10 protein-coding genes are annotated in these 15,442 nt (G+C 71.4%); 2 read left to right on the forward strand and 8 right to left on the reverse strand.

Annotation, left to right across the window (positions count from 1 at the left end; translation table 11 throughout):
- The first annotated feature begins 44 nt into the window (after positions 1-44).
- Positions 45-959 (forward strand): HNH endonuclease, encoded by a 915-nt coding sequence (locus tag O7601_RS18570; RefSeq protein ID WP_281562372.1) that lies wholly within the window; start codon positions 45-47, stop codon positions 957-959.
- Between the two features lie 64 nt (positions 960-1,023).
- On the opposite strand, the gene O7601_RS18575 is transcribed toward O7601_RS18570, so the two are convergent.
- From O7601_RS18575 to O7601_RS18610, 8 genes are all read right to left on the reverse strand, one after another.
- Entirely contained in the window at positions 1,024-3,870 is a 2,847-nt protein-coding gene (locus O7601_RS18575) for an AAA domain-containing protein (protein ID WP_281562373.1), read from the reverse strand.
- Between the two features lie 262 nt (positions 3,871-4,132).
- Positions 4,133-5,704, reverse strand: coding sequence for a pectate lyase (locus O7601_RS18580; protein WP_281562374.1), 1,572 nt, complete (start codon positions 5,702-5,704; stop codon positions 4,133-4,135).
- Between the two features lie 41 nt (positions 5,705-5,745).
- Complete coding sequence (locus O7601_RS18585) at positions 5,746-7,131, reverse strand: polysaccharide lyase family 1 protein (protein ID WP_281562375.1); 1,386 nt, start codon at positions 7,129-7,131, stop codon at positions 5,746-5,748.
- A 216-nt stretch (positions 7,132-7,347) separates the two neighbouring features.
- Entirely contained in the window at positions 7,348-8,517 is a 1,170-nt protein-coding gene (locus O7601_RS18590) for a Gfo/Idh/MocA family oxidoreductase (protein ID WP_281562376.1), read from the reverse strand.
- Positions 8,514-10,004, reverse strand: a complete 1,491-nt coding sequence (locus tag O7601_RS18595) for a mannitol dehydrogenase family protein (protein WP_281562377.1) — start codon at positions 10,002-10,004, stop codon at positions 8,514-8,516. The genes O7601_RS18590 and O7601_RS18595 overlap by 4 nt, the downstream gene beginning before the upstream one ends.
- Entirely contained in the window at positions 9,995-11,296 is a 1,302-nt protein-coding gene (locus O7601_RS18600) for an enolase C-terminal domain-like protein (RefSeq protein WP_281562378.1), read from the reverse strand. The genes O7601_RS18595 and O7601_RS18600 overlap by 10 nt, the downstream gene beginning before the upstream one ends.
- On the reverse strand, positions 11,293-12,720 hold the full coding sequence (gene uxaC, locus O7601_RS18605) for a glucuronate isomerase (RefSeq protein ID WP_281562379.1): 1,428 nt from the start codon (positions 12,718-12,720) through the stop codon (positions 11,293-11,295). The genes O7601_RS18600 and uxaC overlap by 4 nt, the downstream gene beginning before the upstream one ends.
- Positions 12,721-12,744: 24 nt before the next feature.
- On the reverse strand, positions 12,745-14,073 hold the full coding sequence (locus tag O7601_RS18610; protein WP_281562380.1) for a Gfo/Idh/MocA family oxidoreductase: 1,329 nt from the start codon (positions 14,071-14,073) through the stop codon (positions 12,745-12,747).
- 237 nt (positions 14,074-14,310) lie between these two features.
- Here O7601_RS18610 and O7601_RS18615 point away from each other — a divergent pair, with 237 nt between their 5' ends.
- Complete coding sequence (locus O7601_RS18615; RefSeq protein ID WP_281562381.1) at positions 14,311-15,441, forward strand: LacI family DNA-binding transcriptional regulator; 1,131 nt, start codon at positions 14,311-14,313, stop codon at positions 15,439-15,441.
- Position 15,442: the final 1 nt, after the last annotated feature.

Raw genomic sequence — 15,442 nt, forward strand, 5'->3', positions numbered from 1 at the left:
ATCAAGTCCGATGCATGCTGACTGCTGTGAGGGGTTTCGTCGGCGTGACGGACGAGAAGTGGTACCGGTTCCTGGCTGAGCGTCCTGGCCTCAACGAGGTCAACTTCTGGCGACCCTCCGGCGGTGCTTTCCGTGCTCTAACGCCGGGCGAGCCCTTCTTCTTCAAGGCGCACTACCCGCTGAACAGGATAGTCGGAGGTGGCTTCTTCAGCGGGTTCACTCGGCTGAAGATCTCCGAGGCGTGGGAGTTGTTCGGTGAGGCGAACGGTGTGGCCAGCCTCGACGAGATGCGTCGTAGTGTCGGGCGCTATCGCAAGCAGGCGATCGCCCGCGATGAGGACCCGGTCATCGGCTGCATCTTCGTTCGTGACGTCTCATTTTTTCCCGACGACTCGACTGCCGATCCACCCCCGGCATTCGCCTCCAACGTGGTGCAGGGGAAGACGTACGACCTGGCCGACCCTCCGGTGGCGGGATACTTCGAGCTTCTGCTGCATCGTCTGTTGAGCCTGGGCGTTGAGGTGGACTTCAGTGAGCCCTGGCATCGGCCCGGGCCGGTTTACGGTGACCCGCGCCTCGTGCCGCAGCGCCTTGGTCAGCAATCGTTCAAAGCCGTGGTGCTGGGCGCCTACGGACGGCGTTGCGCCATCACCGGCAACAAGGTCCAGCCGGTGTTGCAGGCGGCTCACATCCGGCCGCTCCCGCAGGGCGGGGAGCACCGGATCGACAATGGGCTGCTGCTCAAGTCGGATGTGCACATCCTCTTCGACCGGGGATATCTGGGCGTGGACCCCAAGTTCCGATTGCTGGTCAGCCCTCGACTGCGTAGTGAATTCGGCAATGGAGACCAGTTCTACGCCAAGGCCGGGACTTCCATTGCACTTCCCGAGCGACGGACCGACCGGCCCAACGCCGAGTACCTCGAATGGCACCTGGACACCATCTTCAAAGCAGGGTGATGACGGCTCAGACGGGTCCGGCACGACCGCGATGTCCTCCGCGCTGCGTCTCCGTGACAGGACCTCAGGTGCCGATCGAATACGCCCGTTCGCGTGAGGCGTCGTCGTGGATGCGGGTGGCGAGGTCGAGGGCGGCGCGGATCGGGTCGTCGGCCCAGTGGCTGGCGAACGCGTCGTACAGTCGCCAGCCGGCCCGGGTGAGGGTGCGCTGCCGTTCCAGGTGCGCGGCCACGCCGTCCGGGTGCACGCCGCACAACAAACCGACCGGGCCGTCGTCCCCGACGCACAGGTCGACCCGCCAGCGGCCGACGGGGTAGTCGGGCCGGACGGTCAGTCCGATCCGGGTCAGCTCGACGGCGAGCGCCCCGGTCCAGGGGGCCGGCTCGGCGGCTCCCGCCCCGGTCGTGCCCGGCGGCTCGGCATAGGTCGTGCCCGGCGGCTCGGCATAGGTGGCGTCCAGCGGTTGTTCGGCGTACCGGAGGTAGTCGCCGATGATGCCCTCCGGGGCCTGGAGCGACGTGACCACGGTGAGCTGCTTCCTGGCCCGGGTGACCAGGACGTTGAACAGGTTCGGTTCGGCGACGAACCGGTGTCGTGCCGGCGGGTCGTCGTCGACCAGCCCGAGCGTGGCGATCACCACGTCGGCCTCGCTGCCCTGGAACGCGTGCACCGTTCCGGTACGCAGGCCCAACCGCTCGATCTCGTCGACGTCGTATGCCGACAGCAGCGCCGCCTCCACCGCGTCGGCCTGGGCCCGGAACGGGCTGATCACCGCGATGCCGCCCTGCGGGGGTCGGGCCGCGAGGGCGGCGACCAGGTCGAGCACGGTCGCCACCTCGGCCTGGTTGACACCGTCGATCACCGTGGCGTCGGCGACGGTCACCACGTCGATGGCGTCGGCTCGTTCGTTGCCGGGGTGCCGGGTGACCAGTTCCAGCCGGTCGTCGTAGAACCGGCGGGCGGAGAAGCCGATCAGGTGCGGCGCGCAGCGGTGGTGCTCACCGAGCCAGGTCACGGGTGCGGCACCGGCCGCCACGTCGAAGGCACTGACCCGGCGTACGTCGAGCCGGTCGGCGTAGCGGTCCAGGCCGTGCCGGTGCAGGGTCGCGGTCACGTCGGCGTCCGCGACGAACGAGACGAACCGCAGCTGCCGTGGGTCGCCGGCCACCAGCGCCCGGCGGGCCCGGGCCAGCACCGGAGCGGCCCGCAGTTGATCGATGTGTGCTGCCTCGTCGAGCACCACCAGGTCGAACATGCCGGCCGCCGGGGGCAGCAGATCCTCGACGTCGGCGACCGTGCCCACCCACAGGGGCAGCGCGCGGACCAGCGCGTCGGCGGCCAGCGTGGCGAGCAGCTCCCGACGGCGGTTGCGTCCGGCTCGCAGGGCGGTACCCAGACCGCTGGCAGCGCGCCGGGCGTCCCCGGTCCACCGGCGTGCGCTGGCGGTCTGGTTCCGCAGCGCCGTGCCGACCGCCTGGGCGAGCGCGACGTCCGCCTCGGCCAGCGCCCGCCAGGCGGTGGTCAGGTTCGTGCCGCCGCTGGTGGACAGTCGGGCGGCGGCACGTACGGCGTGCGCGGCATTCACGGCCGCCCGTAGCTGGGACACGGGTACGGCGGGGCCGGCGCCGGTGAGCCGGTGGAGTCGATGGGTGGCGCGGGACCGACGCCACCGCGACCACCAGCCGTCGCCACCCCGGCTCGCGGCGTGCAGGGCGGCGCGGATCGCGGTGAGGTCGGTGTCCGGCCCGAACACCGCCGGGGCGTCGTGCCTCAGGGCGGGCAGGAGTGGTTGCCAGTCGGGCAGGGTGGCGGCGAGGCGTTCCTGTTCCAGCGCGGCGGCGATGCCGGCCCGGACGCCGGTGAACCGCTCATGGGCGGCCGACACGGCACTGGTGTCTTGGCGCAGCTGTGCGTCGTCCACGCCGACGGCGACGCCACCGGCTAGTTCGGTGGCAATGGTTCCGCGCCGCTCGGCGTCGCCGAAGAGCACCGGCGGCGGGCCCGGGTGCCGGCGCAACAGTTCTCCCAGCACCTCGGCGGCGTGGGTCGACTGCGTCGCCACCAGCACCGACCCGCCGCGAGCCACGGTGTCCAGGGCGGCGGCGACCAGGGCGTGACTCTTGCCGTTGCCCGGCGCGCCGGAGACCACCACCACGGGTGCCGTCCTGGTCCGCCGGATCACGTCCCGCTGCGCGGCGTTCAGCGGCAGAGGCGACAGCACCTCGTCCTCGTCGCTGGGGCCGGCTCCGGTCGGCTCCGGGGCGTCGTCGGTGCCGAGGTAGAGCCGGCTCAGGGCGGTGTCCGCCAACCCGGGGCGACTCGCCCAGCTCAACAGGGTGTCGCGGAGGCGGCCGGCGAACACGTCACGGGTCACGAAGAGCGCTGCCGCGGCGACCCCGGTGACGTCGTGGCCGACGCCGCGCGGCGATCGCGCCCGGACCGTGGTCACCTTCACGCCTGCGGCCTCGGCCGCCGCGGTGATCCAGGCGGTGGTGCCGGGGGCCGTCAGCCAGCCGGGCCCGGCCAGCCCCGGCGCGGCCTCCAGCCGGGCCGCGAGTTCCCGGTCCTCGATGAGCGGGGTCAGTTCGAGGTCGCCGGCCGGCACGACCCGGTAATCGCGCCGGCCGCGTTGCAGGCGTACCGGCTGGGCCAGCAGCGGCAGTCGGATTCGTCGCCGCGCACCGTCCAGGTCGGCTGTGCCGACGAGAAAGGCCAGCCCGAGGCGGAGGATCCGTTCGTCGCGGTGCAGGGCGTCCAGCGCGGCGAGCCGGTCCAGTCGCGCGCTGCGGGGGCCCCGGTGCGGTTCCGGCAGCCAGACCAGCGGTCGACCGGTTCCGGCCACGTCGAGGATCCGCTCGGCACCGGCCGGAGCCAGGTCGGCGAGCGCGGTGAGGATGGTCGCCACGTGCATCGCCCGCAGATTCTGCCGTACGCGATCACGGTCGTGCTCCGGTCGGTGGACGCGGCCGGGCACCGAGGATCCGGGGCCGTCGCGCTCCGGCCTCTGGCCGGGTCGCGCGGCGGGGCCGAGGTATTGGTGTGCCCCCTTTGCTCTGCTTCAACTGACGCAACGGATTCACCCCGAAACCGGTGCGTCAGTTGAAGCAGAGCAAAGGGGGCGGGAGAACAGTGGCGGGAGCCGCCGGGTGTCGACGACTCCCACCGGGTCGGTTCTAGCTGGCGTACGTCTCGAACTCGGCGACTCGTGGGGTGCCGGTCGAGCTGGTGATGTCGAAGGTGATCTTGCGCAGGGACGTCGCCCCGAAGCTGATGACGCCCGCGCCGGTGCCGGTGGCCAGCACCGCGCCGGTGTCGTGGTTGAGCACCCGCCAGTTACGGATGGTGCCGACGGAGCCGGCCGCCTCCCGAATGTTGATCTTCGACACGGTGGTGGCGGAGCCCCACTTGATCGAGATCTGGCCGGTGGTGCCGCTCGGCGACCAGGCGGTGTTCATGTTGCCGTCGCGTACGTCGCCGTAGCTGGTGCCGCTGGCCTTGCTGGAGCCGTCGGAGCCGGCGCCGATGCTCAGGTTGGTGCCGCTGGGCTGGCTCGGCGTCGGCGTCGGGTTGCTGGTCGGGGGCGGGGTGGTGGTGGTCGGGCCCGGCGTCGGGCTGGTCGGCCCGGCGGTCGGGCTCTGCGGCGTGCAGTTGCCGTTGGAGGTACGGATGCCCTTGTTCGCGCCGGCGGTCTGGCTGACGACGCTCGGCACGCAACTGGCCGAGTCGAGCCGGTACGAGTACGGGATGCTGACGCTGGTGTTGGAGGTCGGGTTGGGGCCGGCCGGGTTGGTGTCGCCGCTGCGCGAGGACCAGGTCACGTTGTCGAAGATGTTGCCGCTGACCTGCCAGTAGCCGGCCTCGTCGGTGTAGAAGGTGCCCAGCACGTCCTTGGAGTTCTGGAAGTAGTTGTTGTCCACCTTGGCGCGTGCCCCGGCCCGGGAGTTGATGCCCGACTCGTTGAGGCGTACGTAGTGGTTGTTGTAGATGTGGGCGATGCCGCCGCGCAGCAGCGGCGTACGGGAGTCGATGTTCTCGTACAGGTTGTGGTGGAACGTGACGTAGCCGTTGGACCTGTCGCTCTCGCTGGAGCCGATCAGGCCGCCCCGGCCGGAGTTGCGCAGGATGCTGTAGGACAGCGTCACGTACTGGGTGTTGTTCTTCATGTCGAACAGCCCGTCGAAGCCCTCCGACTCGCCACCGGATGCCTCCAGGGTGACGTGGTCGACCCAGACGTTGCGGACGTCGGCCTCCATGCCGATGGCGTCGCCGCCGTTGGAGGTGGGTGAGCCCGACTTCTTGACGTTCCGGACGGTCACGTTCTGGATGATGATGTTGCTGGCCTCGCGGATGTGGATGCCGATCTGGTCGAAGACCGCGCCGTTGCCGACCCCGAGGATCGTGACGTTGCTGATCTGCTTGAGTTCGATCACGTCGGCGGCCGTGTTGCAGCTCGAACCGGACACCTTCGTGGTGTTGCCGTGGTTGATGGTCCCCTCGACCTGGATGGTGATCGGGGTGCTGCTGCTGGCCCGGTTGCACAGGGCCGCGTGGATCTGGGTGCCGCTGGTGGCGCGCACGGTCTGCCCGCCCGCGCCGCCGGTGGTGCCACCGTTGCCGGTCGCGAAGCCGGTGGCGCTGCCGACCGCGGCCGACGCCTGCGGCGTCGTCAGAGCCACGCAGACCGCGGCTCCCGTGGCGGTGGCGGCCAGTCCTGCGAGGAGGCGGAGTGTGACTGGTCGTCTCATCCTCGTCTCACCTTTCCTGGTTGGTGGTGGTGGAGTGGGGGTTACAGGGGTAGGCGCTCGGCGCCGGCGAGCGGGCCGACCACGAGCGGCACCAGCGGGGCCGGCAGTACCGGTCCGTGCCGCAGCGTCGGCGTCCAGCCGGCATCGGGACTCAGGGCGGGGTCGTGTGCGGCGTTGTACGCGGCCACCAGGTCCACCGGGCGGGACGGCGCACCGGCGGACTTGATCCAGTTGCCCCGGGCGGTGATCGCGGTGCCGCCCCAGTCGTAGAGCAGATCGGCGGCGCTGACGTCGGCACCGAGGGTGAAGTGGTTGCTCTCGGCGTGCACGGCGGACTGGACGCCGACGCCGATGGCGTACTCGAAGCCGTCACCGCCGAGCCGGTAGGCGTTGTTGTAGACGTCGACCTGGCCGAAGCGGACCCGGGGCAACCGCTGGAGCGCACCGTCGAACAGGTTGTGGTGCAGGGTCACGTTGAGCCGTCCGACGTCCGGGCCGACGGTGTTGGACGAGCCGATCAGCATCACCTTGTCGCGCCCGGAGAAGCGGTTCCAGGAGGCGGTGACCAGGCTGGCGGTGTGGGTGATGTCCAGCGCGCCGTCGTGCACCTGGTAGGGCCGTCCGAAGTAGACGGGCTGGGCGCTGTCCGGGTTGTCGCCGTCGGTGAAGGTGTTGTGGTCGATCCAGACGTTCTCGCTGCGGCGCACCGAGACCAGGTCGTACTGCGAGTTCCAGTTGCCGGCCTCGCCGTCGGTGGGGGACCAGGCGGGGAAGCAGTCCCGGGCGTCGTCGAAGGTGATGTTGCGGACGATCACGTTCGACGCCCGGTCGATCATCAGCGTCAGCCCGGTCAGGCGTGCTCCCCGCAGTCCGATGATTGTGGTGTTCGGGCCGACGTTGATCTGGGTCTGGCTGGTCTGGTTGGTCACCGATCGTCGCCGGGCCTCCTCCAGCGGCCCGCTCGGCGTCACCCGGCCCCACACCGCCGGGTCGTACGCGGCCAGATACCCCTCCAGCGAGTACTCGGGATCGGCCAGGTCGGTGCAGTCGAGCAGGCGACCGTCGGTGTCTTCGAAGCCGTCGATGCCGCCCCTGACGTACACGATCTTGGAGGTGGCGTTCGTCGCGTTCGTGGCGTTGTCGCCGCCGAGCGCGGCGACCAGCTCGGCGCGGCTGCTCACCACGTGGATCTGATCGGCTCCGGCGGCGGCGCCTCCGGTGGTGCCGGGCCCGGCGGCGGCCCAGCCGTCGCCGGCCGGGAGAGCCTGCCGGCCGAGCTGCCGGGCAAACGGGGACAGTGATGTCCTGGCGTCCCGGTCGCTGCCGGAGGGCGCGACCGCGTCGTTCGACGGCTGTGCCACGGCGGCGGTGGGGAGGACGGTCAGGGCGATAATCGTCGATGCCGCGGCGGCGGCAAGTCTGCGCATCGGCTCGTTCCGTTTCCTTCGTCGTTGTTTCTTATTAATGACGAAGGTTACGGTCGCGTTTTCACAACGGTCAATATTAATGATGTGCAGATTTGTTGCAGTCAATTCTGTCGAATGGCATCGCCCCGACTCTTTCTGGTCGGGAAACCGCTGTTCACCGCGTTGTGTCGGATCCTGTGCGGACCAGGAAGTTGCAGTTTGTTGCGGCGATGCCTCCTATTCTTGCCGAGCGAGTTCCGTTCGCCAAGGCGCTATCGCCCACGGCACGCCGAGTTCCGACGGTAGTCGGCCCTCGTCAGCCACCCGACGTAACACCTCGTTGACGCCGCGCACCCGCAGCACCCGCTGCGCGCCGGCACCGACGGCGTCCACCAGCGCACCATCGAGCAGCGCCGGCTCGGGTGCCGCCTGCAGGGCGGTCAGGACGGCGGTGAACGGCGCGGTCCGGGCCAGCGGCGCGATCAGCGGCACCCGTGGATCAGCCCGGTGGGCCAACAGGTTCTCCAGCAGCCCGCACCGGCCGGGCACGTGCCGGGCAGCGGCCTCGCCGGGCAGCGACAGCCGGTCGGTCGGGTACTCCAGCACCGCTCGCCCGGCGTCGCCGGTGACCATCACCTCGCCGGCGATGAAGTCCTCGCCGGCGAGGGTCACCGCGGCCACGATCGGCGGACCGTGCCGATGCCGCACCCGCAGCGCTGCGGTGTCGTCCACCTCGATCGGCCGCACCCGGTAGCGTTCCACCTCGATGCTGACCGGCTCCACCGGCCGACCGCCGAGTACCTCGGCGACCGCCAGGCACTGCATCACCGCGTGCGCGAGCGGGTTGGCCAACGCGCCGTCGAGCACCGGCCGCCCGTCGAGCAGCCGTCGCCCGGCCCAGGGCGCACGGGCGTAGTAAGCGTCCGGACGTTGCCACGCGGCCACCGTGGCGACGCCGCTGACCGTGCCCAGCCGCCCGGCCGACACCGCATCCGTCAACGCGCGGAGTGCCGCCGAGCCGAGCGCCTGAAACCCGACCTGGACGGTCCGACCGGTGGTGGCCACCGCCCCGGACAGTTCCTCGTGCTCCGCGGTGGACAGCACCGGCGGTTTCTCCAGCAGCACGTCCGCCCCGGCGGTCACCGCGTCCCGGGCGATCCGCAGATGGGTGTGCGGTGGGGTGCAGATGACCACCACGTCCGGCGTGACGTCGGCGAGCATCGCCCGGTGATCGGCGAAGACCGGGACCCCGGCCGGCTCCGGTGCCGCCGGCTCCGGCTCGATCGGCCGCGTGTCGACCAGCGCGACCAGGCGTACCCGGCCGGCATCGTGCAGCGCCCCGATGACGCGGCGATGCCAGCGCCCGTGCCCGTTCGCCCCCACCAGCGCCACCCGGGGGCTCGTCACACCGCACCGGCCAGGGTGGCGCGCACACCGTGCTGGTGCAGGTCGGCGAGCCAGGCGACCACGTCGGCGCGGACCTGCGCGTCGGCGGCCACCTCGGGCGGGACGACCTCGTCGAGGCCGAGCACGGCATCCACCGCCCCCGACGGGGTCTGCGGCGCGGCGGCCAGCGCCGCGTGGATCCGCTCGGCCAGCGGGTCGTCCAGCGGCAGGGCGCGACCGTCGTCGGCGCTGCCCTGGACGAACCGGATCCAGGCGGCGACGACCAGCGCCGCCCAGCGGGCCGGCCGCCCGGCCGCGCGCAGGTCGGCGACCGTGTGCAGGATGCGTTGCGGCAGTTTCTGCGACCCGTCCATCGCCACCTGGAGAGTGCGGTGCCGGATCGCCGGGTTACCGAAGCGTTCCAGCACCTGCTCGCCGTAGCCGACCACGTTGACCCCGTCAGGTGGAGCGAAGCTGGCGGCCACGTCCTCGGCGATCAGCCGTCGCAGCACCGTGTCCAGGTGCGGCAGCGTGAGAGCCTCCGCGATCATCTCGCAGCCGGCGAGCGCGCCGAGATACGCGGTCGCCGAGTGCACGCCGTTGAGGGCGCGCAACTTCAGCCGCTCCCACGGCCCCGCGTCCGCGCAGAGCACCGCCCCGGCGCGCTCCCACGCCGGTCGGCCGCCGGGGAAGTCGTCCTCGATGACCCATTGGGTGTACGGCTCGGCCGCCACCGCCGCGAGATCCTCGACGCCGAGCGCCCGCTCGGCCGCGGCGAGGGTCTCCGGGGTGCTGGCGGGGACGATCCGGTCCACCATGGTGCCGGGGAAACCTACCTGCGCCTCGACCCAGTCGAGCACCTGTCGCGGTGTGCCGGCGTACGCCAGTGACTGGGTCACCAGTCCGCGCAGCCGGCGGCCGTTGGCGGGCAGGTTGTCGCAGCTGACCAGGGCGATCGGCCCGGCGTCGGCGGCGGCGCGGGCCCGCAGCCCGCGCACCAGCAGCCCCGGCACGGTGGCCGGCGGCCGGTCGGTGGTCAGGTCGGCGACCAGGTCGGCGTCGGGACGCAGCGTGCCGGCGGCCGGGTCGAGTTGGTACGCCTTCTCGGTCACCGTCAGGGTGACCACCCGGATCGACGGGTCGGCCAGCAGGGCCACCACCGCCTGCGGGTCGGCGGCGGCCAGTCGCACCCCGGCCAGTGATCCGACCACGCGGGTGTGCTGGTCGGTGGCGGAGAGCGTGCTGACGCTGAAGAGGTTGTCCTGGGCGGCCAGGGTCGCCACCACCGCCGCGTTGCGGGGGGCCACGCCGATGATACCCCAGTCGCCACCGGCCAGGCCGATCGCCTGCTCGGTGTAGACGGCCTGGTGGGCGCGGTGGAAGGCGCCGAGCCCGAGGTGCACCACGCCGGCCGGCACGGTGCCTGGGCGGACCAGCGGACGGGCCTCGGCGGGCAACCGGCGGACCGCGCCCAGCCCGAGCCGGGACGCGCCCACGGTCACCGCCATGCCGGGCCATCCGGAAAGCGGAAGGTGGCGATCGACTCGGGGTGCATGGTGGCGCTGTAACCGGCAGCGGCAGGCAGCAGGTAGCGCCCGTCGCGGGTGCGTACCGGGTCGACGAAGTGCTCGTGCAGGTGGTCGACGTACTCCACCATCCGTCCCTCCAGACTGGCGCCCACCCGCAGGTAGTCGAAGATCGCCAGGTGCTGCACGTACTCGCAGAGGCCGACACCACCGGCGTGCGGGCAGATCGGCACCCCGAACTTCGCCGCCATCAGGATCTCGGCGAGCACCTCGTTGACCCCGCCGACCCGACAGGCGTCGATCTGCATCACGCCGATCGCCTCGGCCTGCAACAGCTGCTTGAAGATGACCTTGTTGGCGGCCACCTCGCCGGTGGCGACCCGGCACCGCCCACCGGTCAACTCGTCCATCGCCCGGGCGATCCGGGCGTGGCCGAGGATGTCGTCGGCGTGCGTCGGCTCCTCGATCCAGTACGGGTCGACCTCGGCCAGCGCCGTCATGTTGGTGATCGCCTCGTCGACGTCCCAGACCTGGTTGGCGTCCATCATCAGCAGCGCGTCCGGGCCGATCTCCGACCGGATGATCCGGGCCCGCCGCAGGTCGTCGGCGGGCGGCCCGCCGACCTTCATCTTCATCGCCCGCCACCCCTGCGCGTACGCCTCCCGGGTCAGCGCGCGGACCTTGTCGTCGGGGTAGCCCAGCCAGCCCACCGAGGTGGTGTACGAGGGGAAACCGTCCCGCTCCAGCAGCGCCAGCCGCTCGGCGAGCCCGTCGCGCCCCTTGTCCAGGATGGCGGCGGCCTCGTCGGCGGTGAGCGCGTCGGTGATGTGCCTGAAGTCGACATTGGCCACCAACTCGTCGGTGGGCAGTTCGGCCAGGTAGCGCCACATCGGCTTGCCGGCCAGCTTGGCCCGCAGGTCCCACACCGCGTTGACCAGCGCGCCGGTGGCCATGTGGATGACCCCCTTCTCCGGGCCGAGCCAGCGCAACTGCACGTCGGCGACGAGTGAGCGCCAGAACGCCACCGGCTCGGCGGTGATCTCCGCGAGGCTACGTCCCCGTACGTGATGGGCCAGGGCGTCGACGGCGGCACAGGTGATTTCGTTGCCACGGCCGTTGGTGAAGGTGAATCCGGCGCCGGTCGGCCCGTCGTCGGTGCTCAACTCCACATAGGTTGCCGAGTAGTCGCCGCGGTTGATCGCGTCGGAGCCGTCGCCGCTGGCGGCGGTGGGGAACCGTACGTCGTGCACGGTCACCTCGGTGATGCTGGTCATGATCCCTCTCCGAACTTGAAGACCCGCTTCGGCAGCCGGTACGCCAGGTCGACGATGGTCTCGGCGGCCTCGTCCATGGGCAGCCGGTGCTCGGCGACCAGCCGGGCCAGGAAGCCGGCGTCGACGCGGCGCGCCACGTCGTGACGGACCGGGATGGAACAGAACGCCCGGGTGTCGTCGACGAACCCGGCGGTGTTGTAGAAGCCGGCGGTTTCGGTCACCGACTCACGGAAGCGGCGCAGCACCTCGGGGGAGTCCAGGAACCACCAGGGGGCACCGAGCAGCAGCGCGGCGTACCCGCCCGCGAGGGGCGCCAACTCCCGGGTGAAGGTGTCCTCGTCGAGGGTGTAGAGCACCACCCGAAGGCGGGGGTCGTTGCCGTACGCGTCCAGCAGCGGGGCGAGGGCGTGCACGTACTCGGTGACCTGTGGGATGTCGCCACCCACGTCGCGGCCGTGCCGGGCGTGCAGCCACCGGTTGTGGTTGCGCACCGCACCCGGGTGCAACTGCATGACCAGGCCGTCGTCGAGCGACATGCGGGCGAACTCCAGCAGCATGTGCGCCCGGAACGCCTCCGCGTCGCCCGGCTCCGCCGCGCCCCGGCGCGCCCGGTCGAACAGCGTCGCGGCGCCGGCACCGAGATCGAGGGTACGGGCGGTGGGGTGGCCGTGGTCGGAGGAGGTGGCGCCGGCGGCGATGAAGGCGGCCCGGCGCGAACGCAGGGCGGCCAGGTAGCCGACGTACGTCCCGGTGTCCTCCCCGGTGATCTCGCCGAGCTGGTCGACGTTGCGCGACCAGCCCTCGAAGTCCAGGTCGACCACGTTGTCGGGGCGGAAGGTGGTGACCACCCGCCCGCCGGGACCGCCCCAGCCGTCGGCGGCGAGCTTGGCGTGCCGGCCAAGGTCGTCCAGGGGCGACTCGGTGGTGGCGAGCACCTCGATGTTGAACCGTTCGAACAGTGCCCGCGGCCGGAAGTCGGGCTCCGCGAGCCGGGCGGCGAGGGCGTCGTACACCTCGTCGGCGGTGCCCGGGGTGAGTCGGGTGTGCACGCCGAACACCTCGGTGAAGGTCTGCTCCAGCCACAGCCGGGACGGGGTGCCCCGGAACAGGTGCCACCCGTCGGCGAAGCGACGCCAGATGCGCCGCCCGTCGGTCTCCACCGGGCTGCCGTCGCGGCTGGGCACCCCCAGCTCGCCAGGGGAGACGCCCTGGCTGAGCAGCATCCGGGTCACGTAGTGGTCCGGCACGATGAGCAGCTGGGACGGGTCGGGGAACGGCTGGTCCTCGGCCAGCAGCGCCGGATCGACGTGTCCGTGCGGGGAGATGATGGGCAACTGCGCCACCAGCGCGTACAGCTCCCGGGCCAGCGCACGTTGGCCCGGCTCGGCGGGGAGGAGCAGGTCGGGTCTGGTCGAGGTGGGCACGGGGAGCGGCTCCTGTGGTCGGTGTCAGTCGAGGGTGAGCAGGTCGGCGACCCGCACGGGTGCGCCGGTTTCGAAGGCCCGGTTGGCGGCCAGGCCGGTGAGCAGGGCCAGCGCCCCGTCGCGAGCGCTGGCCGCGCGGTGGAGCGGATCGGGTACGCCACCGAACAGCACCTGCGTCATCCGAGCGTCCGCCCCGCCGTGCCCGTGCCGGGTGTAGCCGTCGACCTCGATGCGTTGCGGCGGTGACCAGAAGGGGCGCAAGGTCAGCGTGGCGGCGCCACCCTCGTCGGCGGCCTGGTCGCCGTGCAGCGCGGCGCCCTTGAGCGCACCGGCGGCGGCCGGGCTGACGAACTCGCTCTCGGTGACCTCCAGTTCGAGGCGGCCCCGGCTGCCGTTGACCATCACCCGGTAACCCTCCCAGGGCGCGTACGCCGTGAGGTGGTAGGTCATGGTCGCCCCGGTGGAGTAGGTGGCCAGCACCGCCATGTCGTCCTCGATGCTGACTCCGGGGGCGAAGACGTTCTGGTCCCGGTGGTAGCCGTCCTCGGCCTCGGCGTCGAGGTACAACTCGCGCAGTCGGGGGTGCTCGGCCAGCCGCAACGCGAACGGGTCGTCGTCGGCGGCCGGCGACGCGTGCGCCCGGTCGTAGTCGCGGGCGTAGCCGTGCCGGCGGCCGGCGTCACCGTAGAAGAACAGCCGGCCGGCGGCGTACACCTGCACGGGTGTGGCGTCCAGCCACCAGTTGACCAGGTCGAAGTGGTGGCTGGCCTTGTGCACCATCAGGCCGCCGGAGCTGGCCTTGTCGCGGTGCCAGCGGCGGAAGTAGTCGGCGCCGTGGCGCACGTCGAGCAGCCATTCGAAGTGCACCGAGCCGATCTCGCCCACCGCCCCGTCGGCCAGCAGCCGGCGCAGTTGCTCGTGCAGCGGGTTGTAGCGGTAGTTGAAGGCCACCGTCACCCGCCGGCCGGTGCGGCGTACCGCGTCGAGAATGCGCTGGCAGCGCGGCGCGTCGGTGGTCATCGGTTTCTCGGTGACCACGTCGCAGCCCGCCTCCAGAGCAGCCACCACGTACTCGTCGTGGGTGACGTCCACGGAGGTCACCAACACCACGTCGACGTGCTCCTTGGCCAGCATCGCGGCGAAGTCGCCCGCGTGGTAGGTCGGCACGGGCCGGTGGCCCAGCTCACCGAGCCACCGGTTGTGGGCGTCCATCCGGGCCTGGTTGACGTCGGCGAAGGCGACCAGCTCGACGGTGTCGGCGTGGTCGCGCACCAGTGCCCGGACGAACATCTCGGCGCGGGCGCCGGTGCCGACCACGGCGTACCGGGCCCGCCTGCCGGATTGCGGTGACACGGACCGACCCTCCTCGATCTCTCTGCAAACCTTTGCACTGAAGTAACCACGGTCGATCGGCTCGCGTCAACGAGGGCGCGAAAATCGGCGGCATTTGCCCCGTTAGGTGGGCTTAACAGGGCATGATGTGTGGCCCACCGAAACACAGCTGTAACCATCCACCGTTGACACTGGCGCAACCGTTTGCATTAATTGGCGGCACCCGTGACCGCCGACACATCGACGAAGGGAGCCTGGATGCCAGTCACCATCAGGGACGTCGCCCGGGCCTCCGGCGTGCACATCTCCACCGTCTCCCGCACCTTTTCGGCACCCCACCTGGTCAATCCGGAGACCCGGGTACGGGTGCTCGCGTGCGCCGAGGATCTGGGCTATCGGCCCAACCGCGCCGCCCGCGCACTCATTACCGGCCGTACCCACAACATCGGGCTGATCATCGCCGACATCGCCAACCCCTTCTTCCCGCCACTGATCAAGGCGGCGGAGAGCCAGGCCCGCCACCGCGACTACCACGTCTTCGTGGCCGACACCAACGAGGACGCCGCCGCCGAGGAGGAACTGGTCCACGCCCTGGCCAAGCAGGTCGACGGGGTGCTGCTGTGCAGCCCCCGGATGAGCAACAGCCTGATCGAGCAGCTCAGTCGGGAGGTGCCGCTGGTGGTGGTGAACCGACAGCTGGCCGGGCTGCCGTGCGTGCTGATGGATGTCGGGCAGGGCGCGCGTTCGGCCATCGAGCACCTCGCCGGGCTGGGGCACCGGGAAATGGCACTGCTGGGCGGTCCACGTGGTTCGTGGACCAGCCGGGAGATCCGGCGCGCCGCCAGCGCCGCCGCCCGGGCCGCGGGAGCGGAGCTGACCGTGCTCGGTCCCAACCCGCCCACCGAGACCGGCGGTCTCGCCCAGGCGGAGCAGGTCCGCCGGGCCGGCGTCACCGCCGTGCTCGCCTACAACGACCTGATGGCGATCGGGCTTCTCGAAGGGCTCGACGCACTCGGGGTGCGGGTGCCACAGGAGGTGAGTGTCGTCGGTGTCGACGACATCTCCCTGAGCCGACTCACCCGCCCCAAGCTGACGACGGTGGCCACGCCAACCGCGGCCGCCGGCCGGACGGCCGTCGACATGTTGCTGCAACAGGACACCGATTTCCCGCGCACCGCGCGGGGCGGCGGTGCCACCGTGGCAGTCGGCGTCCGTCGCACCACCGCACAGGTAATGCTCCAGACCGAGTTGGTCATCCGCGACTCCACCGCGCCGGGCCCCTACGCCGGCCGGGAACGTCCCGGAACCGCTGCCGCTGGCCCGGGTCCGCATCGCCGTGCGGACCCGGGCAACCCGGTCGTGGCCGCCGGTGACGTGGTCGCCTCCTAAC

Origin of the sequence: Verrucosispora sp. WMMD573, from assembly GCF_027497175.1 — a bacterium.
Lineage (GTDB): Bacteria > Actinomycetota > Actinomycetes > Mycobacteriales > Micromonosporaceae > Micromonospora.

What these genes read in the sequence shown, in the direction of transcription:
- O7601_RS18575 (WP_281562373.1), bottom strand. Translation starts at nt 3,870, where the DNA reads ATGCACGTGGCGACCATCCTCACCGCGCTCGCCGACCTGGCTCCGGCC.
- O7601_RS18580 (WP_281562374.1), bottom strand. Translation starts at nt 5,704, where the DNA reads ATGAGACGACCAGTCACACTCCGCCTCCTCGCAGGACTGGCCGCCACC.
- O7601_RS18585 (WP_281562375.1), bottom strand. Translation starts at nt 7,131, where the DNA reads ATGCGCAGACTTGCCGCCGCCGCGGCATCGACGATTATCGCCCTGACC.
- O7601_RS18595 (WP_281562377.1), bottom strand. Translation starts at nt 10,004, where the DNA reads ATGGCGGTGACCGTGGGCGCGTCCCGGCTCGGGCTGGGCGCGGTCCGC.
- O7601_RS18600 (WP_281562378.1), bottom strand. Translation starts at nt 11,296, where the DNA reads ATGACCAGCATCACCGAGGTGACCGTGCACGACGTACGGTTCCCCACC.
- O7601_RS18615 (WP_281562381.1), top strand. Translation starts at nt 14,311, where the DNA reads ATGCCAGTCACCATCAGGGACGTCGCCCGGGCCTCCGGCGTGCACATC.